Here is a 26,256-nt window from a genome sequence, read left to right as displayed (position 1 = left end):
TCCTCGTCGCCCGCCGCGGGGGCACGCCCGGCGGGCACTATCCGCGCACGCCTCCCGGCGCGATGCCGCCCGTGCCGGCCGGCCGGGCGACTTCCGTCAGCAGGGAGAAATACGCGCCGAAGGAATCCGCGAGGCTCGCCAGGAGTTTCTTCCCCTTTTCCGCCGAACCCAGCGAAGGACGTCCGACGACACCGGAATCGGTATAGGCGGACATACCGAGGGAGAGCAGATGACGCCGGTCGTCGGCGATGAAATCGGCAGTTTCATGACCGGGCCGGACCCATTCCGGGTGCGCGTGCAGAAGGATGGAGGTCTCGATTTCCCCCGCGTGCATGTCGGTGAGCAGCGACGTGACCACCCCCGCCCGCTCGCGCGCCGTCTCCCAGTCCTCCGCGGCCGGGAACAGCGCCATCCGCTCGCCGCGCGCGGAGGACTCCTGAACGACGTTGCCCAGTACGTAGTTTCCGCCGTGCCCGTTGACCAGGACCAGGGCGTCCACGCCCGAACGGCGCAGCGAGTCCGCGATGTCCCGTATCACGGCGTGCAGGGTCACCGAGGAGATGCTCACGGTCCCCGGCCAGGCCGCGTGCTCGTGCGAGCAGGCGATGGTCACCGGAGGGAGGAGGTGCACCGGGTGCGCGGCGGCGATCTCCCGTGCGACGGCGCAGGCGACGAGCGTGTCGGTCGCCAGCGGCAGGTACGGGCCGTGCTGCTCGTAACTCCCCACGGGAAGCACCGCCACCTGCCGCGCGGCACCGGCCCCCCGCTTCCTCACGTCCTCCGTGGTGTCCGCCGGTATCAGTGAACCATCCATTCCCGCACGGCCTTTCGTCTCTGTTGAGGAACTCGAGAATGATGACAGAAAAAATTGGCGTACTCGGTAAGAAAGCACAGCAGCGCACGGACGTGGAACGTGTCGTGGTGGCGCCGCTGCCCACCGTGTACGGGGAATTCCGCGCCATAGGTTACTTCGACCACGAGCGCGGCGACGAGCAAGTGGCGCTCGTCCACGGAGACCTCGGCACGGAGGGCGTGCTCACCCGCCTGCACTCGGAATGCCTGACCGGGGACGCCTTCGGCTCCCGGCACTGCGAGTGCGGCGATCAACTCGCCTCCGCGTTGCGGGCCGTCGTCGCCGAGGGCAGCGGCGTCGTCGTGTACCTGCGGGGGCACGAAGGACGCGGCATCGGCCTGCTGGCCAAGCTGCGGGCGATGGCGTTGCAGGCGGAGGGCCTGGACACGGTGGAGGCGAATCTCGCGCTCGGTCTGCCGGTCGACGCACGCGACTACGGTGTGGCGGCCCGCATCCTCGGCGACCTGGGGGTGAGTTCGGTGCGGCTGATGTCCAACAACCCCAGTAAACGCGAGGCGTTGGTGCGGCACGGCATCCAGGTCGCCGAGCAGGTGCCGCTGCTGATACCGCCGTGCGAGAGCAACATCACCTATCTGCGCACCAAGCGGGAGCGCATGGACCACCATCTGCCCCACTTGGACGCGGCGACGGCCGTCAGCCCGTGACGGCCTCGTGCACGAGCCGCTTCAGGTCCCGGTAGACCGTGTGCTCGGACTTCGGCCGCACCTGCGTCATGAACTGCACGGTCAGGTCGCGTCCCGGGTCGACCCAGAAGGTGGTGGTGGCCACGCCGCTCCAGCCGTACGTGCCGAGGCCGGAGGGCGCCTGGGTGCGGGCCGGGTCGATCACGACGGAGACGCCGAGGCCGAAGCCGACGCCGTCGTTGCCGGGCCTGTCGTGGGCCGGCCGGCTGCCGAAGGCGCGCAGGTCGGCGCCGCCGGGCAGGTGGTTGCGGGTCATCAGGTCCACCGTGCCGGGGGCGAGCAGGCGGACGCCGTCGAGTTCGCCGCGGCGCCGCAGCATCTCCATGAAGCGGTGGAGGTCGTGCGCGGAGGCCACCAGCCCGCCGCTGCCGGACAGGAACCTCGGCCGGCCCCGCAGGGGCAGCCCGGCGATCGGCTCGATGCCGCCGCCGTCCTTCTCGCCGTACAGCTCGGCCAGCCGTCCGGCCTGCTCGCCGGTGACGTGGAAGCCGGCGTCCGCCATGCCGAGCGGGCGGAAGACCCGCTCGGCGAGGAACACGTCCAGCGACTGCCCGCTCACCACCTCCACCAGCCGCCCCAGCACATTGCTGGCCACCGAGTAGTTCCACTGCGTGCCGGGCTCGAACTGCAGCGGCAGGCTCGCGTACAGGTCGACCGTCTCGGCCAGGTCCGCGCCCGGGCGCACCGACGACTCCAGGCCGGCGGCGCGGTAGAGGGCGTCGACGGGGTGGGAGTGGTAGAAGCCGAATGTCAGGCCGGCGGTGTGGGTCATGAGATGCCGGACGAGGACCGGGCCGGCGGCCGGGCGGGTCGTGACGTCGGGCGGGGAACCGTCGACGTAGACCCGCGGTTCGGCGAAGGCGGGGAGGTGCCGGGCGACCGGGTCGTCGAGCGAGAGCCGTCCCTCCTCCACCAGCATCAGCGCGGCCACGGACGTGACCGGCTTGGTCATGGAGTAGATCCGCCACAGTGTGTCGGCCTCGACGGGCAGCCGGGCGGCGACGTCCCGCAGGCCGTACGTGGTGAGGTGGGCGACGCGCCCGCCGCGGGCGACGGCCACCAGGAAGCCCGGGAGACGGCCCTCGTCCACCTCGCGGGCACAGTGCCGGTCGAGCCGGTCCAGTGCCTTCCCGTCCAGTCCGGCCTCGTCCGGGTCGATCTCCTGCCGCAGCCGTGCCATCGCCGTCCTCCGTGACTCGTCACTCGCCGAGGTGCGTCCGGCCTACCCAGTCCTCGCGGGCTCAGACCTCATCGTCCGGGGGAACGTCCTCGGGAACACGCGGACGCGCCCGCCCGTTGACCGAGGCATGACCGATGACGCCATGCAGGACGCGCTGCTGAAGCTGTTCTCCGAGGAGCGGGGCGGTGTCCTGGTCACGCTCAAGCGGGACGGCCGGCCCCAGTTGTCGAACGTCATCCACACCTACGACCCCGCCGGGCGGATCATCCGGGTCTCGCTCACCGACGACCGGGCCAAGACGCGGAACCTGCGCCGCGACCCCCGCGCCTCCTACCACGTGACCACGGCCGACCGCTGGGCCTACGCGGTCGCCGAGGGCACGGCCGACCTGTCTCCGGTCGCCGCCGACCCCCACGACGAGACCGTCGAGGAACTGGTCCGCCTCCACCGTGAGGCCATCGGCGAGCATCCCGACTGGGACGACTACCGCGCCGCGATGGTCCGCGACCACCGTCTGGTCCTGCGCCTGCGGGTGGACCGGGTCTACGGCATGCAGCGCGCCTGAGCCGGGCGTGCCCGGTCCCCGGAGCCCTGCTCGCTCCGGGGGCCGGACCTCCGCCCGTGCGCGGGGGCGGGATCAGGCCGTCACCGTATCCGGCTGTGCCGCCTCCCGGCGGGCCCGCTCGCCCAGCTCCTCCGTCGGCACCCGGTGCGTCTCGCGGGCCGACAGCGCGGCGATCACCGGCGGGACGCACAGCGCCGCCGTGAACAGGGCCACCGCGAACCAGTCGTCACCGTCCGGACCGGCGATCTGCGCCGCGAAGGTCACCGCGAACCCGGCCACCGCGAAGCCGATCTGCGTGCCGATCGCCACGCCGGACAGGCGGACCCGGGTGGCGAACATCTCGCCGTAGAAGGCGGGCCACACGCCGTTCGCGGCGCTGTAGACGACACCGAAGGCGAGGATGCCCGTGAGGAACGTCAGCGGGTAGGAGCCCGACGAGATCGCCCACAGGTACAGGAACATCGTCACCGCGCTGCCGACCGCGCCGATCAGGTACACCGGGCGGCGGCCCAGACGATCTGACAGCGTGGCCCACAGCGGGATCGCGGCGAGCGCGACGACGTTGGCCAGGGCACCCACCCACAGCATGGCGGTACGGGACATGCCGACCGAGTCGCTGGTGGCGTACGCCAGCGCCCAGACGGTGAAGATCGTGCTGACCGAGGCGATGAGCGCACCGCCGATCACCCGCAGTACGTCCGCCCAGTGGTCGCGCGCCAGCACCGCCAGCGGCATCTTCGCGACGCCCTCCGTGGCGGCCTGCTGGGCGAAGGCCGGCGTCTCGTCCAGCTTGCGGCGGATGACCCAGCCGACGACGGCGACCACGACGCTCAGCCAGAACGGCACGCGCCAGCCCCAGGACAGCAGGTGCTCCTCGGGGAGCGCGGCGACCGGGAGGAAGACCAGGGTGGCGAGCAGCTGGCCGCCCTGGGTGCCGCTGAGGGTGAAGCTGGTGAAGAAGCCGCGCCGGTCCGGTGGCGCGTGTTCCAGGGTCATGGAGTTGGCGCTGGCCTGCTCGCCGGCCGCCGAGATGCCCTGCAGGACGCGGCACAGCACCAGCAGGACGGGGGCGAGGGTGCCGACCTGGGCACGGGTGGGCAGACAGCCGATCAGGAACGTCGACACGCCCATCAGGACCAGCGTGAACACCATGATCTTCTTGCGGCCGAGCCGGTCGCCGATGTGCCCGAGGAAGAACGCGCCGACCGGGCGGGCGGCGTACGCGACGCCGAACGTGGCCAGCGACAGCAGGGTCGCGGTGGCCGGGTCGGACTCGTCGAAGAAGATCTCCGGGAAGATCAGGGCGGCGGCGCTGCCGTAGATGAAGAAGTCGTAGTACTCCAGGGCGCTGCCGATCCAGGCGGCGGTCGCGGCCTTCTTCGGCTGGCCGGGCGGGGCGGCGTCGCGGGGTGCGGGGACGGACACGGCGTTGCTCCTTCGGGGGGACTCCACCGTAGGCGGAGTGAGCGGAGGGGAGAAGTGCCGATCGGCTAATTAACCCACTGGATAGTTAGTCGCGGTGGGTAGGGATGTTGCGCCGACGTGTCGCGCGTGTCAATGGGTGGTGACGTACGGAAGTCGCCGCGGTCAGTCCGCGGCACGCTCCGCGGTGAGGTAGGCGATCACCATGTCGCCCAGCATGGCGCGGTAGTGCTCGCGCTGGTCGGGTGCGACCAGGTCGCGGCCGAAGAGGGCGCCGAAGGTGTGCCGGTTGGCGACCCGGAAGAAGCAGAAGGAGCTGATCATCGCGTGCAGGTCGACGGCGTCCACGTCGGCCGTGAACAGGCCCGACTCCTGACCCGCCGCCAGGATCCGGCGGATCACGTCCAGTGCCGGCGAGCCGATCTTCCCCAGCCGTTCCGATGCGGCGATGTGCTCGGCTCCGTGGATGTTCTCGATGCTGACCAGGCGGATGAAGTCCGGGTGCTGCTCGTGGTGGTCGAAGGTCAGCTCCGCCAGGCGCCGGATGGCGGCCACCGGGTCCAGGTGCTCGACGTCGAGGCGCTGCTCGGCCTCGCGGATCACGCCGTAGGCCCGCTCCAGGACGGCCGTGAACAGCTGTTCCTTGCCGCCGAAGTAGTAGTAGATCATCCGCTTGGTGGTGCGGGTGCGGGCGGCGATCTCGTCGACACGGGCCCCGTCGTAGCCGGCCCGGGCGAACTCCCGCGTGGCCACGTCGAGGATCTCGGCCTGGGTGCGGGCGGCGTCGCGGATGCGCCCGTTCGGTCGTGCCGGTTCGTCGACGCTGGTCATCGGGTTCCTTCGGCTGGGGCGTGGGCCAGTGCGGTGATTGTAGAAGCCCGCTCGGCGGGCCGGTCGGGGGACGGTCAGGTCTTCCCCTGTCCCTCACCTGGCTGCTATGACTAACGTACTGGTTCGTACATTAACTCTCAGGCGTGAGCCGCTCAGGAGGTCCAGGTGGCCAAGGACTCGTATCTCGTCGGACTCATCGGTTCCGGCATCGGCCCGTCGCTCACCCCGGCCCTGCACGAGCGGGAGGCCGACCGCCAGGGTCTGCGCTACCTGTACCGGCTGATCGACATCGACACCCTCGGCGTCCCGCCCGAGGCGGTGGGCGACCTGCTGCGCGCCGCCCGCGACCTGGGCTTCGACGGGCTGAACATCACCCACCCCTGCAAGCAGCTCGTCATCGAACACCTCGACGCGCTCTCCCCGCAGGCCGAGGCGCTCGGCGCGGTCAACACCGTCGTCTTCGACGACGACGGCCGGGCGACCGGCCACAACACCGACGTCACCGGCTTCGCCGCCTCCTTCGCCCGCGGGCTGCCCGACGTGCCCCTGGAGCGGGTCGTGCAGCTCGGGGCCGGCGGAGCGGGCGCGGCCGTCGCGCACGCCATGCTCACCCTGGGCGCCGGGCGGGTCACCGTCGTCGACGCGGTGCCCGAGCGGGCCGCCGACCTCGCCGCCTCCCTCGGCCGGCACTTCGGCGAGGGCCGGGCCTCCTCCGCGACCCCCGACCGGCTGGCGGAGCTGCTGGGGACGGCCGACGGCATCGTGCACGCCACGCCCACCGGCATGGCCGCCCACCCCGGGCTGCCCCTGCCTGCCGGCCTGCTCCACCCGGGACTGTGGGTCGCCGAGGTGGTCTACCGCCCGCTGGAGACGGAGCTGCTGCGCGCCGCCCGCGCGCTGGGCTGCGCCGTCCTCGACGGCGGCGGCATGGCCGTCTTCCAGGCCGTGGACGCGTTCCGCCTGTTCACCGGGCGGGAACCCGACAGCGCGCGGATGCTCGCGGACATCGCCGACCTGGCGGGCGCCGTGGCGGCCGGCACATAGGAAACAGAAGAGAGGTACCGACGTGCGGACGTCCATCGCCACCGTCTCCCTCAGCGGATCCCTCACCGAGAAGCTCACGGCCGCCTCCCGGGCCGGCTTCGACGGCGTGGAGATCTTCGAGAACGACCTGCTGGCCAGCCCCCTGCCGCCCGAGGAGATCCGCGCCCGCTGCGCCGACCTCGGCCTGACCGTCGATCTCTACCAGCCGATGCGGGACGTCGAGGCGCTGCCCCCGGAGGAGTTCGCCCGCGCCCTGCGGCGCGCCCGGCACAAGTTCGAGCTGATGCGCAGGCTCGGCGCCGACACCGTCCTGGTGTGCTCCAGCGTCTCCCCGCTCGCCGTGGACGACGACGCCCTCGCCGCCGAGCAGCTGAGCGCGCTGGCCGACCTGGCCGGGGAGTCCGGCATCCGCGTCGCCTACGAAGCGCTCGCCTGGGGCCGTCACGTCAGCACCTACGACCACGCCTGGCGCATCGTCGAGACCGCCGGCCACCGGGCGCTCGGCACCTGCCTGGACAGCTTCCACATCCTCTCCCGCGGCAGTGACCCCAAGGGCATCGAGGACATCCCCGGCGAGAAGATCTTCTTCCTCCAGCTCGCCGACGCCCCGCTGCCCGCGATGGACGTCCTGCAGTGGAGCCGCCACTACCGCTGCTTCCCCGGCCAGGGCGGCTTCGACGTGGCCGGGCTGCTGCGGCACGTCCTGCGCACCGGCTACGACGGCCCGCTCTCCCTGGAGGTCTTCAACGACGTCTTCCGCCAGTCCGAGGCCGGCCCCACGGCCGTGGACGCCCAGCGCTCGCTGCGCGTGCTCCAGGAAGCGGTGGGCCTCACCGCGCCGCCCGCCCCCGTCGTCCCCACCGGCATCGCCTTCGCCGAACTGGTCACGCCCGACGCCGAACCCGTCACCGCCCTCCTCGACGCCCTTGGCTTCACCCGCACCGCACGGCACCGCGGCAAACCCGTCGACCTGTGGCAGCGGGGCGAGGCCCGCGTCCTGCTGAACACGGGACCGGCCGAACGCCGCGACGGCACCCGGCTCGCCGCCGTCGGCCTGGAGTCGCCCGACCCCGCGGGCGCCGCCAGCCGCGCCGAGGCCCTGCTGGCCCCGGTGCTGCCGCGCCGCCGCGCGCCCGAGGACGCCCCGCTGGAGGCGGTCGCCGCCCCGGACGGCACCGAACTGTTCTTCTGCGCCACTCGTGACGACCGACTGCCCGACTGGCGCGCCGACTTCGAGGACACCGGAACCGCTTCCGGAGCCGGGGACGGCTGGCGCGTCGACCACCTCTCCCTCGCCCAGCCCTGGCACCAGTTCGACGAGGCGGCGCTCTTCCACCGCAGCGTCCTCGGCCTGCGCGCCCAGGAGAGCGTGGACGTCGCCGACCCCTACGGCCTGCTGCGCAGCCGCGCGGTCACCAACGACGACGGCAGCGTCCGGATCGTCCTCACCGTCGGGGCGGCCCCGACCGACGACACCGCGCACGCCCAGCACATCGCGCTGGCCACCGACGACGTGGTCGCCGCGGCCCGACGCTTCCGTGCCGCCGGCGGCCGGCTGCTGCCCATCCCAGCGAACTACTACGACGACCTCGCGGCCCGCTACGAGTTCGCCGACGGCGAGCTGGAGACCTACCGGGAGCTGGGCATCCTCTACGACCGGGACGCGCACGGCGAGTTCCGGCACTGCTACACCCGCACGGTCGGCCGTGTCTTCCTCGAACTCCTCCAGCGCGACGGCGGCTACCGCGGCTACGGGGCGGCGAACGCCCCCGTGCGCCTGGCCGCCCAGCACGCGGTACGTGGGTTCACTGGCGGCTGACGGTGCGGGTGACGCCGGCGACCACCGTGGTGGCCAGGATCCAGCCCGTGATGACCAAGGCGTAGGCCAGCGTCTGGTACCAGCCCTGCGGCGCGAAGGCGTTCTCCTGCCCGAAGGAGATCACCGGCAGCAGCAGGTCCAGTGTGTAGAACACCGGGTTGAACTCCGGTGACTCGGCCGGCTTGAGCGCCGGCGGATGGCGCAGTCCGTAGACGACCGAGCCGACCGCGAGCAGCGACAGCAGCCAGCCGCAGGCGCGCAGCGGGCGGAAGCCGTAGCCCACGGTGGCGTCCTGCAGGTGTCCCCAGGCGCGGGCGTACCAGGGCAGGGTGCGGCGGTGCCGGCGCTGTTTGGCGAGCTGGACCAGGCGGGCGGCGTCGTCGTCGCCGACGCGGCGGTAGGACTGCGTCAACTGCTCGTAGGCGAAGGGCAGGTACGCACCATCGGCCTGTTCCAGCATGGGCAGGCGGCGCCCGGCGGGCTCGTGCGGTATGAGCGAGGTGTAGGTGAGATCGCTCAGCCGCACCTCCCGCGGCAGCACCTCCGGCTCGCAGAAGAGCACCTCGATCTGGCTGCGGCGCAGATTCAGGGTGCCCTGCACCGCGGGGCCCTGACGCAGCCACAGCTCGCCGATCACACAACTGCTGGCACGCAGCGCGGTGCCGCCGGGGTTCCGCAGCCGGGAGTGCGACAGGTCCAGCCGGCCCGCTATGCGCGCGCCGCGCAGTTCCAGCCGGCCGTGGACCTCGCCGTTCCGCAGCAGTACCTCGGCCCCGGCGCCGAGCGTCTCCGCGTTCAAGGCGGTCCCGTCCGGCCGGTCGAACCGCGCCTCGTTGAGGTCGACCGACCCGGTGATCCGCGCCCCGTTGAGCCGTACCTCGCCCCGTGCCCGCATCCCCGGCGCCGAGAGGTCGTCCTCCACCACGGCGTGGTTGAGCTGCAGTGCGGGCTCGGTGCCGTCCGGGGAGGCGAACTCGGCCCGGTCGGCGAACAGCGCTCCGGCGATCTTCGCCCCGCCGAGCCGGACCGGCCCCCGGAACCGGCAGCGCGTCATCCGCAGCACGCCCTCGACGTGGACGGTCGCCGAGGTCAGCCCGGGCAGCACGGACCCGGTCAGGTTGAGCTGGCGCAGCCGGGCGCCGTAGAGGTTGGGCACGTCGCCGAAGTGGGAGTCGCTGAGCCGGACGGACGCGTCGACCGTCGCGTACCGCAGGTCCAGCACGCCGGTGATCCGGGCGCCCGCGAGCTTCAGGCCGCCGACCTCGCCCTCCACCCGCGGCGCCGTGAGCAGCAGGGCCCGCAGCACCTCGGCCCGTACGGTGCGCTCGGGTCCCCAGGCGTCGCCGAGCGCCGGATCGTCGTCGGCGGCGGTCCGGAAGTCCACGGCCTCGCCGCGGGGGAAGGCCCGCCACACCCGCGCCTCGGCCGGTGTCAGATCGTTGATCTCCATCGCGTGGGACTCTGACCCGGACCGGCCGGTCACGTCAACGCCCCCGCTCGACACGTGTGCCGAGCGGGGGCGTTGACGAGGAGCTGGGGGCTACTTCTTCGCCGCCTCCACCGCGTGGCCGCCGAACTGGTTGCGCAGCGCGGCGATCATCTTCATCTGCGGGGAGTCGTCCTGCCGGGACGCGAACCGCGCGAACAGCGACGCGGTGATCGCGGGCAGCGGGACGGCGTTGTCGATGGCCGCCTCGACGGTCCAGCGGCCCTCGCCGGAGTCCTCGGCGTAGCCGCGGAGCTTGTCCAGGTGCTGGTCCTCGTCGAGGGCGTTGACGGCGAGGTCGAGGAGCCAGGAGCGGATGACGGTGCCCTGCTGCCAGGAGCGGAAGACCTCGCGGACGTTGTCCACGGAGTCGACCTTCTCCAGCAGCTCCCAGCCCTCGGCGTACGCCTGCATCATGGCGTACTCGATGCCGTTGTGGACCATCTTGGAGAAGTGCCCGGCGCCGACCTTGCCCGCGTGGACGAAGCCGTACGGGCCCTCGGGCTTGAGCGCGTCGAAGACCGGCTTGAGGCGCTCGACGTGCTCCTGCTCGCCGCCGACCATCAGCGCGTAGCCGTGCTCCAGGCCCCACACGCCGCCGGAGACGCCGGCGTCGACGAAGCCGATGCCGCGCTTGCCCAGCTCCTCGGCGTGCTTCTCGTCGTCCGTCCAGCGGGAGTTGCCGCCGTCGATGACGACGTCGCCGGGCTTGAGCACGCTCGCCAGCTGGTCGATGACGCGCTGCGTGGCGGAACCGGCGGGGACCATCACCCAGACCGCGCGCGGCGCGGCGAGCCGGTCGGCGAGCTCGACCAGATTCTTGACGTCGGAGAGTTCTGGATTGGTGTCGTACCCGACGACCTCGTGGCCGGCGTTGCGCAGCCGCTCGCGCATGTTGCCGCCCATCTTGCCGAGACCAACAAGACCGATCTGCATGTCAGTGCACTTCCTTCAGTTCGCGGTAGGCGGCCACCAGCGCGGCCGTGGACGGGTCGAGGCCGGGCACCCGGGCGCCCTCGGTCAGGGCGGGTTCGACGCGCTTGGCCAGCACCTTGCCGAGTTCGACGCCCCACTGGTCGAAGGAGTCGATGTTCCAGACGGCGCCCTGGACGAACACCTTGTGCTCGTACAGCGCGATGAGCTGCCCGAGGACCGACGGCGTCAGCTCGGTGGCCAGGATCGTCGTGGTGGGGTGGTTGCCCTGGAAGGTGCGGTGCGGCACCTGCTCCTCGGGCACGCCCTCCGCGCGGACCTCCGCGGCGGTCTTGCCGAAGGCCAGGGCCTGCCCCTGGGCGAACAGGTTGGCCATCAGCAGGTCGTGCTGGGCCTTGAGTTCCTCGTTCAGCTCGGCGACGGGCCGGGCGAAGCCGATCAGGTCCGCGGGGATCAGCTTGGTGCCCTGGTGGATCAGCTGGTAGTAGGCGTGCTGCCCGTTGGTGCCGGGCGTGCCCCACACCACCGGCCCGGTCTGCCACTCCACCGGCTTGCCGTCGCGGTCGGTGGACTTGCCGTTGGACTCCATGTCGAGCTGCTGCAGGTACGCCGTGAACTTCGACAGGTAGTGGCTGTACGGGAGCACCGCGTGGGACTGGGCGCCGAAGAAGTTGCCGTACCAGATCCCCAGCAGCCCCAGGAGCAGCGGGGCGTTGGCCTCGGCCGGGGCGTTGCGGAAGTGCTCGTCGACGATGCGGAAGCCGTCGAGCATCTCCCGGAAGCGGTCCGGGCCGATGGCGATCATCAGGGAGAGGCCGATCGCCGAGTCGTAGGAGTAGCGGCCGCCGACCCAGTCCCAGAACTCGAACATGTTGTCGACGTCGATGCCGAACTCGGCGACCTTCCCGGCGTTCGTCGACAGGGCGACGAAGTGCTTCGCGACCGCCTTGTCGGCGCCGTCCAGGCCGGCCAGCAGCCAGGAGCGGGCCGAGGTGGCGTTCGTGATCGTCTCGATCGTGGTGAACGTCTTGGACGCGACGATGAACAGGGTCTCCGCCGGGTCCAGGTCCCGGACCGCCTCGTGCAGGTCGGCGCCGTCCACGTTCGACACGAAGCGGAACGTGAGCGCGCGGTCCGAATAGGCGCGCAGCGCCTCGTAGGCCATGGCGGGGCCGAGGTCGGAGCCGCCGATGCCGATGTTGACGACGTTGCGGATGCGCTTGCCGGTGTGGCCGGTCCACTCACCGGAGCGGACCCGCTCGGCGAAGTCGGTCATCTTGTCGAGCACGGCGTGCACCTTGGGGACCACGTTCTCCCCGTCGACCTCGATCACCGCGTCCCGCGGGGCGCGCAGCGCGGTGTGCAGCACGGCCCGGTCCTCGGTGACGTTGATCTTCTCGCCGCGGAACATGGCGTCCCGCAGCCCGAACACGCCGGTGGCGGTGGCGAGCTCCTGGAGCAGGGCCAGCGTCTCGTCGGTGACCAGGTTCTTGGAGTAGTCGATGCGCAGGTCACCGACGCGCACGACGTACCGCTCCGCCCGTCCCGGGTCCGCGGCGAACAACTCGCGCAGGTCCGGGTGCAGCAGCGCGCCCGCGCGGTGGTCCTCCAGGGCGGTCCACTCCGGCCGCCGGGTGAGCTTGGGTGAGTCAGACATGGACGGGGGTCTCCTTGGTGGCCTCGCCGCGCAGGGCGATGGCGTACATCTCGTCCGCGTCGAGGCGCCTGAGCTCCTCGGCGATGAGTTCGGAGGTGGGACGGACCTTCAGCGCGAGGGAGCGCGGGGGCTGGCCGGGCAGGGTGAGCGTGGCGAGCGGGCCTTCCGGACGGTCGATGACGATCTCGCCGTTCGCGGTGCCGAGACGGACGGCGGTGATGACCGGGCCGTCGGTGACCACGCGGTCGACGCGCACGTCCAGCCTGGCCTCCAGCCAGCGTGCCAGCAGTTCGGCGGCCGGGTTGTCGGCCTCGGCCTCCACGGCCGCCGAGATCACCGGCACCCGGGCCTGGTCCAGCGCCGCGGCCAGCATCGAGCGCCACAGCGTCAGCCGGGTCCAGGCGAGGTCGGTGTCGCCGGGCGCGTAGGAGCGGACCCGGGCCTGCAGCACCTCCATGGGGTGCTCGACCGCGTACAGGTCGGTGATCCGGCGCTGGGCCAGCGCGCCGAGCGGGTCCTTCGCGGGGTTGTCCGGCGCGTCCACCGGCCACCACACGACGACGGGGGCGTCCGGCAGCAGCAGCGGCAGCACGACCGAGTCGGCGTGCTCGGACACCTCGCCGTACATGCGCAGCACCACCGTCTCGCCGGTGCCGGCCTCGGAACCCACCCGGACCTCGGCGTCGAGGTGCGAGCGGGTGCGGTCGCGCAGGTTGCGGGCGTGCCGCTTGATCACGACCAGGGTGCGCGAGGGGTGCTCGTGCGAGGCCTCCTCGGCCGCCTTGATCGCGTCGTAGGCGTTCTCCTCGTCCGTGACGATCACCATCGTCAGGACCATGCCCACGGCCGGCGTGCCGATGGCGCGGCGGCCCTGCACCAGTGCCTTGTTGACCTTGCTTGCCGTGGTGTCGGTCAGGTCGATCCTCATGGCCTGCGCCAGCTCCGTCCGTCTCGTGCGAGCATCTCGTCGGCTTCCTCCGGGCCCCAGCTGCCCGACGCGTACTGCGCCGGCCTGCCGTGGGTGGCCCAGTACTCCTCGACCGGGTCGAGGATCCGCCAGGACTCTTCCACTTCCTGGTGACGGGGGAACAGGTTCGCGTCGCCCAGGAGGACGTCCAGGATGAGGCGCTCGTACGCCTCCGGGCTGGACTCGGTGAAGGACTCGCCGTAGGCGAAGTCCATCGACACGTCCCGGATCTCCATCGACGTGCCCGGCACCTTGGAACCGAACCGGACCGTCATGCCCTCGTCGGGCTGGACGCGGATGACGATCGCGTTCTCGCCGAGTTCCTCGGTGGCGGTGGTGTCGAAGGGGGAGTGCGGGGCGCGCTGGAAGACGACCGCGATCTCGGTCACCCGGCGGCCGAGCCGCTTGCCGGTGCGCAGGTAGAAGGGGACGCCCGCCCAGCGGCGGTTGTCGATCCCCAGCTTGATCGCGGCGTAGGTGTCGGTCGCGGAGGCCGGGTCGATGCCCTCCTCCTCCAGGTAGCCGGGCACCTGCGCGCCGCCCTGCCAGCCGCCCGCGTACTGCCCGCGCACGGTGTGGGTGCCGAGGTTCTCCGGCAGCCGCACCGCACGGAAGACCTTGAGCTTCTCGGTGAGCAGCGACTCCGCGTCGAACGCGGCCGGCTCCTCCATGGCCGTCAGGGCCATGAGCTGCAGCAGGTGGTTCTGGATGACGTCGCGGGCGGCGCCGATGCCGTCGTAGTAGCCGGCCCGGCCGCCGATGCCGATGTCCTCGGCCATGGTGATCTGCACGTGGTCCACGTAGGACCGGTTCCAGATCGGCTCGTACATCTGGTTGGCGAAGCGCAGCGCCAGGATGTTCTGGACGGTCTCCTTGCCGAGGTAGTGGTCGATGCGGAAGACCTGGTCCGGCTCGAACACCTCGTGCACGATCGCGTTCAGGTCGCGAGCGCTCGCCAGGTCGTGGCCGAACGGCTTCTCGATCACCGCGCGGCGCCAGGAACCCTCCGGGGCGTCGGCCAGCCCGTGCCTCTTCAGCTGCTGGACGACCTTGGGGAAGAACTTCGGCGGCACGGAGAGGTAGAAGGCGTAGTTGCCGCTGGTGCCGCGGGAGGCGTCCAGCTCCTCGACGGACTTGCGCAGCTGTTCGAACGCGGAGTCGTCGTCGAAGTCGCCGGGGATGAAACGCATGCCCTCGGCGAGCTGCTGCCAGACCTCCTCGCGGAACGGCGTGCGCGCGTGCTCCTTGACCGCGTCGTGCACGACCTCGGCGAAGTCCTGGTCCTCCCAGTCCCGGCGGGCGAAGCCGACCAGGGAGAAGCCCGGCGGCAGCAGACCGCGGTTGGCCAGGTCGTACACGGCGGGCATCAGCTTCTTGCGGGACAGGTCGCCGGTGACGCCGAATATGACCAGGCCGGACGGGCCGGCGATGCGCGGGAGACGGCGGTCGCGGGCGTCGCGCAGGGGGTTGCTCCAGTCGAGGGGCGCCACGGCCTCGGCGGCCTTCTCGTCCGCCCCGCCCCGGACGTCCTGCCCCTCCTTGGAAGGCTTGGCCCCCTTGGCCTTCTTGGCCTCGGCGGCCGCCCCGGCCGTCCGGGCGCCCTCGGGCCGCTCGGCCTTCGGGACCCCGGCGGCCTCCTGGGCCGACCGGGCCTCCTTCGCTTCCTTCGTCGCCTTGGTCTCGTCAACCGTCACAGCGGGAAGCTCCTCGCTCATTCCCCGTCAACTCCCTTGTCGTTGAGGGACTTCGTCACGGCGTCGAGCAGGTCCTGCCAGGCCACCTCGAACTTGGCGACGCCCTCCTGCTCCAGCTGCTCCACCACCTCGTCGTAGGAGATGCCGAGCCGCTCCACGGCCGCGAGGTCGGCCCGGGCCTGGGCGTAGCCACCGGTGACCGTGTCGCCCTGGACGTCGCCGTGATCGGCGGTGGCGTTCAGGGTGGCCTCCGGCATCGTGTTCACGGTGCCGGGAGCGACCAGCTCCTCCACGTACAGGGTGTCCCGATATGCCGGATCCTTCACACCGGTGGACGCCCACAGGGGGCGCTGGCGGGTGGCGCCGGTCCCGGCCAGGGCGGTGAAGCGGCCGCCGGCGAAGACCTCCTCGTACGCCTCGTAGGCCAGTCGCGCGTTGGCCAGGGCCGCCTTCCCCTTCAGGGCGAGGGCCTCCTCGGTGCCCAGCAGCGTCAGCCGCTTGTCGATCTCGCTGTCGACGCGGGAGACGAAGAAGGAGGCGACGGAGTGGATGCCGGACAGGTCGAGCCCGGCCGCCTGCGCCTTCTCCAGTCCGGCGAGGTAGGCGTCCATGACCTCGCGGTAGCGCTCCAGGGAGAAGATCAGCGTGACGTTGACGCTGATGCCGGCGCCGATCACCTCGGTGATCGCCGGGAGTCCGGCCCTGGTCGCCGGGATCTTGATCATCACGTTGGGGCGGTCGACCAGCCAGGCCAGCTGGCGGGCCTCGGCGATCGTCGCCGCCGTGTCGTGGGCGAGGCGCGGGTCCACCTCGATGGAGACCCGGCCGTCCCGGCCGCCGGTGGCGTCGTACACCGGACGCAGCACGTCGGCCGCGGCGCGGACGTCGGCGGTGGTCATCATGCGGACCGCCTCGTCGACGGTGACGCCCCGCACGGCCAGGTCGGCGAGCTGGTCCTCGTAGCCCTCGCCGGAGCCGATGGCGGCCTGGAAGATGGACGGGTTCGTGGTGACGCCGACGACGTTCCTCGTCCCGATCAGCTCGGCGAGGTTGCCGGACTCGATCCGGCTGCGGGACAGATCGTCCAGCCAGATGGAGACGCCCTCGTCGGACAGGCGCTTGAGTGCTCCCGCGGTCGCGGTTACTTCGGTCACTGTGATCCTCTTCTTTCTGGCGTTGCGATCAACCGCGGGTGGCGGCGACGGATTCCCGGGCCGCGGCGGCGACGTTCTCGGCGGTGAAGCCGTACTCGGTGAACAGGGTCCCGGCGTCGGCGGAGGCGCCGAAGTGCTCCAGGGAGACGATGCGTCCGGCGTCGCCCACGAAGCGGTACCAGGTCAGGGCGATCCCGGCCTCGACGGCCACCCGGGCCTTCACGGACGGCGGCAGGACGCTCTCGCGGTACTCGCGGGGCTGCTCCTCGAACCACTCCACGGACGGCATGGAGACCACCCGGGCGCCGATGCCCTCGGCCTCCAGGGCCTCCCGGGCGGCGACGGCGAGCTGCACCTCGGAGCCGGTGGCGATGAGGATGACGTCCGGGGTGTCCGTGGAGGACTCCTTCAGGACGTAGCCGCCGCGTGCCGCGTCCGGGTTCGGCTCGTAGGTCGGTACGCCCTGCCGGGTGAGGGCGAGGCCGTGCGGGGCCGGGTCGGTGGAGTGGCGCTTGAGGATCTCGGCCCAGGCGATCGCGGTCTCGTTGGCGTCGGCCGGACGGACGACGTTCAGACCGGGAATCGCACGCAGCGCGGCCAGGTGCTCGACCGGCTGGTGGGTGGGGCCGTCCTCGCCCAGGCCGATGGAGTCGTGCGTCCACACGTACGTCACCGGCAGCTGCATCAGGGCCGACATGCGGACGGCGTTGCGCATGTAGTCGGAGAAGACCAGGAACGTGCCGCCGTAGACGCGGGTGTTGCCGTGCAGGGCGATGCCGTTCATCTCCGCGGCCATCGAGAACTCGCGGATGCCGAAGTGGACGGTGCGGCCGTAGGGGTCGGCCTCCGGCAGCGGGTTGCCCTCGGGCAGGAAGGAGCTGGTCTTGTCGATCGTGGTGTTGTTGGAGCCGGCCAGGTCGGCGGAGCCGCCCCACAGCTCGGGGAGCACCGGGCCGAGCGCCTGCAGGACCTTGCCGGAGGCGGCCCGGGTGGCGACCGCCTTGCCGGGCTCGAACACCGGCAGGGCGTCCTGCCAGCCCTCGGGCAGCCGGCCCGCGACCACGCGGTCGAACAGCTCGGCGCGCTCCGGCTGGGCGCCGCGCCACTTGTCGAGCCGCTTGTCCCAGGCGGCGTGCGCCTCGGCGCCCCGGTCCAGGGCCCCCCGGGTGTGGGCGAGGACGTCGTCGGCGACCTCGAAGGACTTCTCCGGGTCGAAGCCGAGGACCCGCTTGGTGGCCGCGACCTCGTCCTCGCCGAGGGCCGAGCCGTGGGACGCCTCGGTGTTCTGGGCGTTCGGGGCGGGCCAGGCGATGATCGTGCGCATCGCGACGATCGAGGGGCGCCCGGTCTCGGCCCGCGCCGCCTTCAGCGCCGCGTACAGCGCGTGCACGTCGATGTCGCCGTTCGCGGCGGGCTCGACGCGCTGCACGTGCCAGCCGTACGCCTCGTAGCGCCCCAGCACGTCCTCGGAGAAGGCGGTGGCGGTGTCGCCCTCGATGGAGATGTGGTTGTCGTCGTAGAGGAGGACGAGGTTGCCGAGCTTCTGGTGGCCGGCCAGCGACGACGCCTCGGCGGAGACGCCCTCCTGGAGGTCGCCGTCGGAGACGATCGCCCAGATCGTGTGGTCGAACGGCGACTCGCCCGCGGGGGCCTCCGGGTCGAACAGGCCGCGCTCGTAGCGGGCGGCCATCGCCATGCCGACCGCGTTGGCGACGCCCTGGCCCAGCGGGCCGGTGGTGGTCTCCACGCCCGCGGTGTGGCCGTACTCCGGGTGGCCGGGCGTCTTCGAGCCGTGCGTGCGGAACGCCTTCAGGTCGTCCAGCTCCAGCTCGTAGCCGGCGAGGTAGAGCTGGGTGTAGAGCGTCAGCGAGGTGTGGCCGGGGGAGAGGACGAAGCGGTCACGGCCGGTCCACTCCGGGTCGGCGGGATCGTGACGCATCAACTTCTGAAAGATCGTGTACGCGGCAGGGGCCAGGCTCATCGCGGTGCCCGGGTGGCCGTTGCCGACCTTCTGCACGGCATCGGCCGCGAGAATGCGGGCGGTGTCGACGGCACGCCGGTCGAGTTCGGTCCATTCGAAGCTGTCCGCTGTCTGCGTGCTCATCTTCAAGAAATCCTCGATAGGAGCGAAGTTGCTGGTCTGACGTGTTCAAACTTAAAAGTATGACTTTTGAGAGTGAAGGTCGGAGTGTGCCAGCCTGTGGTGAAACTGGGACACGCCCCGGGGCTCCGGCGCCCGAGCGAGACGGCACGAGAAGGACATGGCGGACGAACACATCCAAGACGGCGACGGCGGTGGTGGCGACGGGATCAGAACCTTCCCCTTCCCGGTCGGTCTCAGCGTCCTCGGCGTCGGCATGCAGGTCGGCCCGATGGGCACCGGCCGCACCTGGCACGCCGATGTGCCGCTGCACCGCGTGCACCGCATCGACTTCCACGTCGTCATGCTGTTCACCGGCGGCCCGGTCCGCCACATGATCGACTTCGCCGAGTACGAGGCGACGGCCGGCGACCTGCTGTGGATCCGCCCCGGACAGGTCCACCGCTTCTCGCCGACAAGCGAGTACCGCGGAACGGTGCTGACCATGCAGCCCGGCTTCCTGCCCCGCGCCACCGTCGAGGCCACCGGCCTCTACCGCTACGACCTGCCGCCCCTGCTCCGCCCCGACGAGGCGCAGCTCACCGGTCTGACGGCGGCGCTGGAGCATCTGCGGCGCGAGTACGAGGACGCCACGACCCTGCCGCTGAGCCTGCACACGGCGGTCCTGCGCCACTCGCTGTCGGCGTTCCTGCTGCGCCTGGCGCACCTTGCGGCCAGCTCCGCCGAGGCGGCGCGGCGGACGGACGTCCAGGGCGACACCACCTTCACCCTCTTCCGCGACGCGGTCGAGCGCGGCTTCGCCACCAACCACAGCGTCAGCGCCTACGCCGAAGCGCTCGGCTACTCCCGCCGCACCCTCGTCCGCGCGGTGCGCGCCGCGACCGGCGAGACGCCCAAGGCGTTCATCGACAAGCGCGTGGTCCTGGAGGCCAAGCGCCTCCTCGCCCACACCGACATGCCGATCGGCCGGGTCGGCGCGGCGGTCGGCTTCCCGGACGCGGCGAACTTCTCCAAGTTCTTCCACCAGCACACGGACCGGACCCCGGCGGCGTTCCGGGCGGAGCTGCGCTGACTTCCTGACATGGCGAAGGGGGCTCCACGCGCGCGTGGAGCCCCTCGGCCACTTACGGGATCAGTGCCCGAAGCCGAACCAGTTGACGTTGACGAAGTCGGCCGGCTGTCCGCTGGTGAAGGTCAGATACACGTCGTGGGTCCCCGTGACGGAGGCGATGTTCGCAGGGATCGTCCGCCACGACTGCCAGCCGCCCGTGTTGCCCACGGCGAAGCTGCCGATCGGCGTGGCGGTACGGCTGTCCAGGCGCACCTCCACCAGGCCGCTGACGCCGGAACCCGCGCCGCTCGCCACCCGGGCGGAGAACTGCCGGGCCGGGTCGGAGCCGAAGTTCACGCCCTTGTACTGCACCCAGTCGCCGTTCGCGAGGGCGCCCAGGTTCTGGCCGCCGCCCGAGTCCGAGGTGGCCTCGGTCATCACCCCGGACTGGGCGTCGTACGACTCCGCCTGGATGGTGCCGTAGGCGTCGCGGTTGCCGGTCGGCGGTGGCGTGGTACCGCTCCCACCGGACGACAGCACCTGGACGTAGTCCACGAGCATCGAGTGGCCGGGCTGGGTGCCGGCGTCGGGGCCGCCACCGAAGGCGTTCGGGAAGCCGCCGCCCATCGCCACGTTCAGGATGATGAAGTAGCCGTGGTTCGTGGCGTTGGCCCATGTCGTGGCGTCGACCTGGTTGGCGCGCACCGTGTGGAAGTTGTTGCCGTCGACGTAGAAGCGGATCTCCTCCACGCTCGTGGAGCGGTCCCAGTCCACCCGGTACGTGTGGAAACCGGCCTGGCAGGTGGCACCGGGGCACGCGGTGCTGCCGCCGATGCCGCTGGTCTCGTTGCAGGGGCCACCCGGCGAGGTGCCGCAGTGCATCGTGGCCCACACGGTGTTCAGGCCCTGGGTGTTCTCCATGATGTCGATCTCGCCGACGGCGGGCCAGTTCCAGTAGTTGCCGCGGTAGGGCCCGCCGAGCATCCAGAAGGCCGGCCAGTAACCCTTGGCCGCGGCACCGGTGACGTTCGGGACCTGGATGCGCGCCTCCACGCGCAGCTTGCCGCCGGCCGGTGGCTGGAAGTCGGTGCGCCTGGTCTCGATGCGTCCCGAGGTCCAGTTGCCGGCGGCGTCGCGCCGCGGGGTGATGCGCAGGTTGCCGCTGCCGTCGAGCGAGACGTTGTCCGCCCTGGACGTCATCGTCTCGACCTCGCCGGTGCCCCAGTTGGCGGGGCCGCCCGGGTACGAGGTCCCGGTCGCGTACTGCCAGTGGGCGGTGTTCACGCCGGAGCCCGCGGCGCCGTCGAAGTCGTCGGCGAAGACCTGGGTCCAGCCGGACGGCGGCGGGGGAGCGGAGGCGTTGGCGGACGGTCCGGTGACGGCGGTGGCCGCCGCGGCGAGGCCGAGCGTGCCGACGACGGCCACGAGGGCCCGGCGCAACGGCCGCCGTCTTGCGGGCGTGCCGGAAGGATCTCTCATGTGGGGGTGCCTCTCGGTGTGCGGGAGCGGTGAGCACGAACGCCCCCGAGACGCGCACGGGGGCGTGAGAGCGCTCTCAGAGTGCGCCCAATGTGCTCTCCGGTCCTCCGGCCGTCAAGAGGTGAAGCCGAGAAAGTCGTTTTGCCGCAAGGGAGTTCATCCCGCGAATGGCCGATACGGGCCTGCGGGACCCTGCGTGGCGGCTCAGGCGCCGCCGAGTGCGCTGCCGGCCTTCCACTTCTTCCACGACAGGTTCCAGCCGTTCAGACCGTTGGCCGGGTCGACGGTCCGCCCGCCCGAGTTCTTCACGATCACCACGTCGCCGAGCCGGGAACCCGTGTAGAACGCGTGGCCCGCCGTGGCCTCGTCGTCCCCGCCCTTGGCGTCGTGCAGGCCGATGCAGCCGTGCGTGCTGTTGCCGTGTCCGAAGACCGAGGCGGAGGTCCAGTAGTTGCCGTGGACGAACGTGCCCGAGGTGGTCAGGCGCTGGGCGTGCGGCACGTCCGCGATGTCGTACTCGTGGCCGAGTCCGACCGTCGAGGACTCCATCCGGGTCTCCTCCAGCCGCTCGCTGATCACCATGATCCCGGACCAGGTGGTGTGGTCGGCGTCCCCGCCGGTGACCGGATAGGTGGCGACCGTCTTGCCGTCCCGCTTGACGGTCATCCGTTTCTTGGCCAGGTCGACGGTGCTGATCTGCGCGCGGCCGATCGTGAAGGAGATGTCCTCCGACCGGGCGCCGTAGACGCCGTCGGCGGCCCGCACGCCCGCGAGGCGCAGGCGCACCGTGACCTTCGTGCCGGACGCCCAGTACTTCTTGGGACGGAAGTCGAGCCGGGTGTCCCCGAACCAGTGGCCGACCACCTCGACGCCCGGGTCGGCGGTGACCGTGATCGCCCGCTCGACCGCGGCCTTGTTCGTCACGGCGTGCGAGAAGGTGATCGACACCGGCATGCCCACGCCGTACGTGCCGCCCGCCTCGGGGGTGACGGAGGCGGTCAGCGTCTTCCCGGCGGCAGTGGGGGTCCCCTCGGCCGCCCTCGCCGGACCGCCGCCCAGACCGATCAGTGCCGCCGCGACCGGCACGGCGCCGAGCGCGGCGAGCACCCCGCGCCGGGACCACCCGGTCTGCTGGTCGGCCCGGTCGGGTATGTGGGGGGTGCTCACGGCATGCGGCCTTTCTGTGACGAGTCGAGCGATGTGTGCAGTCTGCACCGTATATCTGGGTAGACCCTGTGTGCGCCCGTCAAGGGGCTGTGACCGCTGTGAGAAATGTGGCAGGCAGGTACAGAATGCGGCAGGTGACTCTCCGTGGCCGAACGGCTGCGGGTGTCGGCGTGGCTTCTCCGCCCGCACGCCGAACCGCCGGTGCGCCCGACGCGGCGGCCGAGCAGCGCCACCGGTGCGGGCTGCCCGCGGTCGCCGGGGAGGACCGTCGGGACCCGGTAGGGAGCGGCGGGCCCCAGGGCGACGACGGGTGTGCCGACCGCGACGACGGGTGTGCCGACCGCGGCGGTGAGGTGGGCCGGGCCGGTGGAGCCGGTGACGAGTACGTCGGCGGAGCGCAGGACACCCGCGAGCGACCGTGGCGTCGTCCGCCTGGGCCGGCAGCATCCGTACGACCGCGGGTTCTCGATCGGCACCGCCAGGGTGAGGCCAAGCCCCCGGGCCGCGGGCGGCGCCGGGCGCCCGGGGCCGTCAGTGGGCGGAGGCGGAGCGGCCTCCCGGTCGCACGCCGCCGTCGGGCCGCCACCCCAGTGCCCGTGAGATCCCCCGCGCCGCCAGCCGGACCGCCGGGACGAGCGTCGGGACGCACGCGTCGGCGTGCGGCACGACGACCGAGACGGCGGCGGCCACCGTACCGTCCTGCCCGCGCACCGGAGCCGCCACCGACAGGGCGTCGTCGGTGACCTGACGGTCGCTCACGGCCGCGCCCACCCGCCGTACTTCGGCCAGTACCCGGCGCAGCCGCGACGGGTCGGTGATCGTGTACGGGGTGAAGGAGGCGAGCGGAGCGGCGCAGTACGCCTGCTGGAACTCCGGGTCGCCGTGCGCCAGCAGCGCGAGCCCGACCCCGGTGGCGTGCAGCGGCCAGCGTGCCCCCACGCGGATGTGCACGCCCACCGCCGACCGCCCCGACAGCCACTCGATGTAGACGACCTCGTCGCCGTCCCGTACCGCCAACTGCACGTTCTCGTGCGTCGCTTCGTACAGGTCCTCCAGGTACGGCAGGGCGACCTGCCGCAGCGCCAGACCGCGCGGGGCGAGCGCGGCGACCTCCCACAGTCGCAGGCCGACGTGGTAGACGCCGGACTCGTCCCGCTCCAGGGCGCCCCACTCGGTGAGCGCGGCCACCAGCCGGTGCGCGGTGGTCAGGCTCAGCCCGGCCCGCCGGCTGATGTCCGTCAGGCACAGGGCCGGGTGCTCGTGGTCGAACGCGGCGAGCACGGACAGCAGCCGGTCGGGCGCGGTGGGGGCGCCCCCGCGCGAGCGAGGCCGGGAGTGGGGCAGGGCGTTCATGGCCGGGCGTCTTCCGGGTGGGCGAGGTCGTAGGGGCGAGGGTACGACGCCGGGTGGTGGGTGAGATAGCGGGCTTCGGAGGCCGGATCCGCAGTGCGGGCGCGGGCGTTGAGGGCGGCGGGCGAGGCGTCCCAGTGGCCGGTGTCGAGCCGGTGCTCCAGTGTGTGCAGGGCGCCCACCGTCTCGCCGGGGGTGAAGGTGCAGTGGCCGGGGCCGCCGACGTACGCCTGGCGCAGCAGCGGCCGGGAACCGGCGGCGGTGGCGGCCCGCCGGTAGGCGCTCTCGGCCTGTACGGGGATCAGCGCGTCCCCGGTGGTGTGGATCATCAGCTGGGGATCGGTCAGCCGGCCGGTGAGGACGCTGGTGTCGCGCATCCACCGCACGGCGCGGGGGTCGGCGGCGATCCGGGGCGCGCGGTTCAGCGCGGCGAGGTCGGCGCCGAGGGACGCCCCCGCCTCCTTGTACAGCTCGGTGACCTCCTTGTACAGCGGTGACCCGCGCAGCATGGCCGTGTAGTCGACGCCCGTGTTCCAGGAGGGGTTGCCGCCGGCGCGGCTCTCGGCCTCCTGCCGCCAGCCGAAGGCGGGCTGCTGGAGGAGTCCGCGGACGGCCGTGTACTGGTTGGCCTGCCGGGCGGCCCAGTCCCTCGGGCCGGGCTCGGTCTGCGTGGTGTCGTTGTGGCCGGGGATGTTGTGCAGGGCGGCGGCCAGGGCGATGCGGGCGCGGCCCCCGGGGGTGCGCTGGGCGGCGTCGGTCGCCGCGGTGAGCGCCTCGGCGGCGGCGCGCGCGGAGTCCTGGCCGGTGAATCCCGTGAGCCGGATGCCGGAGTCGGGGGCGAGCAGCGTGCGCAGCGCGAACACCGGGTCCAGCGTGCTGTTCCAGTTGGCGACGCCGCCCTGCACCAGACCGCACATCGCCAGTGAGCCGTCGAACCGGTCGCCGTGCCGCTCGGCGAGTGCCGTGGTGACGAGGCCGCCGTAGGACGTGCCCCAGGCGAGCGTCCGCCGGGCCGGTCCGTACCGCTCGGTGAACAGGTCCAGCGTGGCGAGCTGGTCGGGAACGGCCTCCGTCAGGGCCCAGCCGGTCGTCGCGTAGGACGAGCCGATGAGCGCGTACCCGGCGGCCAGCAGCTTGCCGCGGGTGTCCGTGTCGGGCGCGTTGCGGGCCGGGTTGGGGGAGCCGGCAGGTGTGTAGCCGTGGCTGTAGAGCAGGACGGTGCCGTTCCAGCCGGCGGGTACGTCCATCACGTAGGCGGCGCCGGACGGGAGCCGTCCCTCGACGTGGGCGTCGGCGGGCACGGCGGCCTGCGCGGGCAGGGCGGTCGCCGCGAACAGGGCGACGGCCGGCAGGACGAGGCGGATCCTCAACGCGGGGTTCCTTCCGGGGCGGGGGAGGGCGCGGCGGCCTGGGACGCGCGGGAGTCGAGGGTGTCGGTGTGCGTCTCCCGCATCCGCCACACGGTGAGGGCGGTGATCGCGGCGCCGGCGCACAGCAACAGGGCGACGGGCGTGCTGCCACCGCCGTACGAGGCGACGAGGCTGCTCGCGATCAGCGGTGAGAACCCGGCGCCGATCAAGGTCGCGGCCTGGTAGCCGAGGGAGGCGCCGGTGTAGCGGACCTCGGTGCCGAACAGCTCGGTGAGCAGGGCGCCGAGCGGTCCGTACATCGTGGACTGGGCGACGCCGTGGCCGAGGACGAGGGCGAGGATCAGCAGGCCGGGCGAGCCGGAGTCCACCAGGGCGAGCACCGGGAAGGCGAGGGCCGCGCAGGCGACGGCACCGGCGAGGACGACGGGGCGGCGGCCGACCCGGTCGGACAGCGCGGAGGCGGCGGGCAGGACGGCCAGGGCCACGCAGGAGGCGACGGTCACCGCGGTGAGGACCTGCGGGCGGCTGTAGCCCTGGTCAACGGCGTACGAGATCATGAAGCCGGTCAGCAGTGACTGCGCGGTGAAAGCGCCGATGCCGACGCAGGCGGCCAGCAGCACGGGCTTCGGCCGGCGCAGCACCTCCACGACCGGCGGCCGGGCCACCGGCGCCCGGCGCCCCTGCGCGAACAGCGGGCTCTCCGCCACCTTCAGCCGCACGAACAGACCGACGGCCAGCAGGACGACGCTGAGCAGGAACGGAACCCGCCAGCCCCAGGAGCGGAAGTCGTCGTCCGGCAGGGCGGAGACGAGGGCGACGACGCCGGCGGAGAGCACGGAGCCGAGTGGGGCGCCGAGCTGGGTGAAGCTGGACCACAGGCCGCGCCGGTCGCCCTGGGTGCGTTCGGCGTGCTCGACGACCATCAGGGTGGCGCCGCCCCACTCGCCGCCGATCGCGAGGCCCTGCACCACGCGCAGGGCGACCAGCAGCACCGGCGCCCACACGCCGATCGCGTCGTACGTCGGCAGCAGGCCGATGAGGAAGCTGCCGCCGCCCATCAGGGCCATGGTCAACAGCATCATCGACTTGCGGCCGATCCGGTCGCCGAAGTGCCCGAAGACGATGCCGCCCAGCGGCCGGGCCACGTAGCCCGCGGCGAAGGTGCCGAAGGCCGCGACGGTGCCGACCGCGGGGTCGGCGCCGGGGAAGAACAGATCGCCGAAGACCAGCGCGGCGACGGTGCCGTAGACGAGGAAGTCGTAGAACTCGACGGTGGTGCCGAGCAGGCCGGACAGGGCGACGCGGCGCAACTGGCTGTTGTCCGGGGACGGTTGGCGGGCGGACGAGGGGGAGGGGGACGGCTGCACGGTGAGCTCCCTGGGGACGGTGCCGATGCCCGGGAAGTTAGGCAGTAAATCTTCAGCCGTCA

21 protein-coding genes are annotated in these 26,256 nt (G+C 72.1%); 5 read left to right on the top strand and 16 right to left on the bottom strand.

The window, feature by feature from the left end; translation table 11 throughout:
- Window positions 1-37: 37 nt before the first annotated feature.
- Window positions 38-814 carry a creatininase family protein gene (locus IE260_RS00585; protein ID WP_189868402.1) on the bottom strand — a complete coding sequence of 259 codons (777 nt, stop codon included), beginning with the start codon at window positions 812-814 and terminating at the stop codon, window positions 38-40.
- A 41-nt stretch (window positions 815-855) separates the two neighbouring features.
- Here IE260_RS00585 and ribA point away from each other — a divergent pair, with 41 nt between their 5' ends.
- Window positions 856-1,518, top strand: a complete 663-nt coding sequence (gene ribA / locus IE260_RS00580; protein WP_189868401.1) for a GTP cyclohydrolase II — start codon at window positions 856-858, stop codon at window positions 1,516-1,518.
- On the opposite strand, the gene IE260_RS00575 is transcribed toward ribA, so the two are convergent.
- Window positions 1,508-2,737: a serine hydrolase domain-containing protein gene (locus IE260_RS00575; RefSeq protein ID WP_189868400.1), complete on the bottom strand. Its 1,230-nt coding sequence runs from the start codon at window positions 2,735-2,737 to the stop codon at window positions 1,508-1,510. The genes ribA and IE260_RS00575 overlap by 11 nt on opposite strands.
- A gap of 127 nt (window positions 2,738-2,864) precedes the next feature.
- Here IE260_RS00575 and IE260_RS00570 point away from each other — a divergent pair, with 127 nt between their 5' ends.
- Window positions 2,865-3,302, top strand: coding sequence for a PPOX class F420-dependent oxidoreductase (locus IE260_RS00570; RefSeq protein ID WP_189868399.1), 438 nt, complete (start codon window positions 2,865-2,867; stop codon window positions 3,300-3,302).
- A gap of 72 nt (window positions 3,303-3,374) precedes the next feature.
- Here the strand turns inward: IE260_RS00570 and IE260_RS00565 are convergent, their stop codons facing one another.
- Window positions 3,375-4,727: an MFS transporter gene (locus IE260_RS00565; protein WP_189868398.1), complete on the bottom strand. Its 1,353-nt coding sequence runs from the start codon at window positions 4,725-4,727 to the stop codon at window positions 3,375-3,377.
- Between the two features lie 162 nt (window positions 4,728-4,889).
- The gene (locus tag IE260_RS00560; protein ID WP_189868397.1) at window positions 4,890-5,555 is read right to left on the bottom strand and encodes a TetR/AcrR family transcriptional regulator; all 666 of its coding nucleotides are present in this window, start codon (window positions 5,553-5,555) and stop codon (window positions 4,890-4,892) included.
- 165 nt (window positions 5,556-5,720) lie between these two features.
- Between IE260_RS00560 and IE260_RS00555 the strand changes: the two genes are divergently transcribed.
- Together IE260_RS00555 and IE260_RS00550 are read left to right on the top strand one after the other, a co-directional pair.
- Entirely contained in the window at window positions 5,721-6,599 is an 879-nt protein-coding gene (locus tag IE260_RS00555) for a shikimate dehydrogenase (protein WP_189868396.1), read from the top strand.
- Window positions 6,600-6,621: 22 nt separating this feature from the next.
- A complete protein-coding gene (locus IE260_RS00550; RefSeq protein WP_189868395.1) occupies window positions 6,622-8,418 on the top strand; it encodes a bifunctional sugar phosphate isomerase/epimerase/4-hydroxyphenylpyruvate dioxygenase family protein in 1,797 nt (598 codons plus the stop codon).
- Here IE260_RS00550 and IE260_RS00545 read toward each other — a convergent pair.
- The 7 genes from IE260_RS00545 to tkt all read right to left on the bottom strand — a co-directional run bounded on the left by IE260_RS00545 (window position 8,405) and on the right by tkt (window position 18,413).
- A complete protein-coding gene (locus IE260_RS00545) occupies window positions 8,405-9,868 on the bottom strand; it encodes a membrane-associated oxidoreductase (RefSeq protein WP_189868394.1) in 1,464 nt (487 codons plus the stop codon). The genes IE260_RS00550 and IE260_RS00545 overlap by 14 nt on opposite strands.
- Before the next feature lie 90 nt (window positions 9,869-9,958).
- Entirely contained in the window at window positions 9,959-10,840 is an 882-nt protein-coding gene (gnd, locus tag IE260_RS00540; protein ID WP_189868393.1) for a phosphogluconate dehydrogenase (NAD(+)-dependent, decarboxylating), read from the bottom strand.
- Between the two features lies 1 nt (window position 10,841).
- Window positions 10,842-12,494 carry a glucose-6-phosphate isomerase gene (gene pgi, locus IE260_RS00535; RefSeq protein ID WP_189868392.1) on the bottom strand — a complete coding sequence of 551 codons (1,653 nt, stop codon included), beginning with the start codon at window positions 12,492-12,494 and terminating at the stop codon, window positions 10,842-10,844.
- Window positions 12,487-13,422, bottom strand: a complete 936-nt coding sequence (gene opcA / locus IE260_RS00530; protein ID WP_189868391.1) for a glucose-6-phosphate dehydrogenase assembly protein OpcA — start codon at window positions 13,420-13,422, stop codon at window positions 12,487-12,489. The genes pgi and opcA overlap by 8 nt, the downstream gene beginning before the upstream one ends.
- Complete coding sequence (zwf, locus tag IE260_RS00525) at window positions 13,419-15,176, bottom strand: glucose-6-phosphate dehydrogenase (protein WP_189868390.1); 1,758 nt, start codon at window positions 15,174-15,176, stop codon at window positions 13,419-13,421. The genes opcA and zwf overlap by 4 nt, the downstream gene beginning before the upstream one ends.
- Window positions 15,173-16,315: a transaldolase gene (gene tal, locus IE260_RS00520; RefSeq protein WP_189868684.1), complete on the bottom strand. Its 1,143-nt coding sequence runs from the start codon at window positions 16,313-16,315 to the stop codon at window positions 15,173-15,175. Before tal ends, zwf begins: the two co-directional genes overlap by 4 nt.
- 22 nt (window positions 16,316-16,337) lie before the next feature.
- Window positions 16,338-18,413 carry a transketolase gene (gene tkt / locus IE260_RS00515; protein ID WP_189868389.1) on the bottom strand — a complete coding sequence of 692 codons (2,076 nt, stop codon included), beginning with the start codon at window positions 18,411-18,413 and terminating at the stop codon, window positions 16,338-16,340.
- 157 nt (window positions 18,414-18,570) lie between these two features.
- Here tkt and IE260_RS00510 point away from each other — a divergent pair, with 157 nt between their 5' ends.
- The gene (locus tag IE260_RS00510; RefSeq protein WP_189868388.1) at window positions 18,571-19,482 is read left to right on the top strand and encodes a helix-turn-helix transcriptional regulator; all 912 of its coding nucleotides are present in this window, start codon (window positions 18,571-18,573) and stop codon (window positions 19,480-19,482) included.
- A gap of 60 nt (window positions 19,483-19,542) precedes the next feature.
- Here the strand turns inward: IE260_RS00510 and IE260_RS00505 are convergent, their stop codons facing one another.
- From IE260_RS00505 to IE260_RS00480, 5 genes are all read right to left on the bottom strand, one after another.
- The gene (locus tag IE260_RS00505; RefSeq protein WP_189868387.1) at window positions 19,543-20,940 is read right to left on the bottom strand and encodes a glycoside hydrolase family 16 protein; all 1,398 of its coding nucleotides are present in this window, start codon (window positions 20,938-20,940) and stop codon (window positions 19,543-19,545) included.
- A gap of 204 nt (window positions 20,941-21,144) precedes the next feature.
- Window positions 21,145-22,155, bottom strand: coding sequence for a L,D-transpeptidase (locus tag IE260_RS00500; protein ID WP_373303296.1), 1,011 nt, complete (start codon window positions 22,153-22,155; stop codon window positions 21,145-21,147).
- 483 nt (window positions 22,156-22,638) lie between these two features.
- Complete coding sequence (locus tag IE260_RS00490) at window positions 22,639-23,460, bottom strand: IclR family transcriptional regulator (RefSeq protein ID WP_189868385.1); 822 nt, start codon at window positions 23,458-23,460, stop codon at window positions 22,639-22,641.
- Window positions 23,457-24,827 carry an alpha/beta hydrolase family protein gene (locus IE260_RS00485; RefSeq protein WP_189868384.1) on the bottom strand — a complete coding sequence of 457 codons (1,371 nt, stop codon included), beginning with the start codon at window positions 24,825-24,827 and terminating at the stop codon, window positions 23,457-23,459. Before IE260_RS00485 ends, IE260_RS00490 begins: the two co-directional genes overlap by 4 nt.
- Window positions 24,824-26,137 carry an MFS transporter gene (locus IE260_RS00480; protein ID WP_373303299.1) on the bottom strand — a complete coding sequence of 438 codons (1,314 nt, stop codon included), beginning with the start codon at window positions 26,135-26,137 and terminating at the stop codon, window positions 24,824-24,826. The genes IE260_RS00485 and IE260_RS00480 overlap by 4 nt, the downstream gene beginning before the upstream one ends.
- Window positions 26,138-26,256: the final 119 nt, after the last annotated feature.

The sequence above is a fragment of the Streptomyces viridiviolaceus genome (genome assembly GCF_014650995.1).
GTDB lineage: Bacteria > Actinomycetota > Actinomycetes > Streptomycetales > Streptomycetaceae > Streptomyces > Streptomyces viridiviolaceus.
The sequence above is the reverse complement of the archived record's forward strand: the minus strand, read 5'-3'. Positions and strand labels throughout refer to the sequence as shown.

Bases quoted from the DNA above. Each gene is read 5' to 3' on its own strand.
- IE260_RS00585 (WP_189868402.1), bottom strand. From the start codon at position 814: ATGGATGGTTCACTGATACCGGCGGACACCACGGAGGACGTGAGGAAG.
- ribA (WP_189868401.1), top strand. From the start codon at position 856: ATGACAGAAAAAATTGGCGTACTCGGTAAGAAAGCACAGCAGCGCACG.
- IE260_RS00575 (WP_189868400.1), bottom strand. From the start codon at position 2,737: ATGGCACGGCTGCGGCAGGAGATCGACCCGGACGAGGCCGGACTGGAC.
- IE260_RS00570 (WP_189868399.1), top strand. From the start codon at position 2,865: ATGACCGATGACGCCATGCAGGACGCGCTGCTGAAGCTGTTCTCCGAG.
- IE260_RS00560 (WP_189868397.1), bottom strand. From the start codon at position 5,555: ATGACCAGCGTCGACGAACCGGCACGACCGAACGGGCGCATCCGCGAC.
- IE260_RS00545 (WP_189868394.1), bottom strand. From the start codon at position 9,868: ATGGAGATCAACGATCTGACACCGGCCGAGGCGCGGGTGTGGCGGGCC.
- gnd (WP_189868393.1), bottom strand. From the start codon at position 10,840: ATGCAGATCGGTCTTGTTGGTCTCGGCAAGATGGGCGGCAACATGCGC.
- pgi (WP_189868392.1), bottom strand. From the start codon at position 12,494: ATGTCTGACTCACCCAAGCTCACCCGGCGGCCGGAGTGGACCGCCCTG.
- opcA (WP_189868391.1), bottom strand. From the start codon at position 13,422: ATGAGGATCGACCTGACCGACACCACGGCAAGCAAGGTCAACAAGGCA.
- zwf (WP_189868390.1), bottom strand. From the start codon at position 15,176: ATGAGCGAGGAGCTTCCCGCTGTGACGGTTGACGAGACCAAGGCGACG.
- tkt (WP_189868389.1), bottom strand. From the start codon at position 18,413: ATGAGCACGCAGACAGCGGACAGCTTCGAATGGACCGAACTCGACCGG.
- IE260_RS00510 (WP_189868388.1), top strand. From the start codon at position 18,571: ATGGCGGACGAACACATCCAAGACGGCGACGGCGGTGGTGGCGACGGG.
- IE260_RS00505 (WP_189868387.1), bottom strand. From the start codon at position 20,940: ATGAGAGATCCTTCCGGCACGCCCGCAAGACGGCGGCCGTTGCGCCGG.
- IE260_RS00490 (WP_189868385.1), bottom strand. From the start codon at position 23,460: ATGAACGCCCTGCCCCACTCCCGGCCTCGCTCGCGCGGGGGCGCCCCC.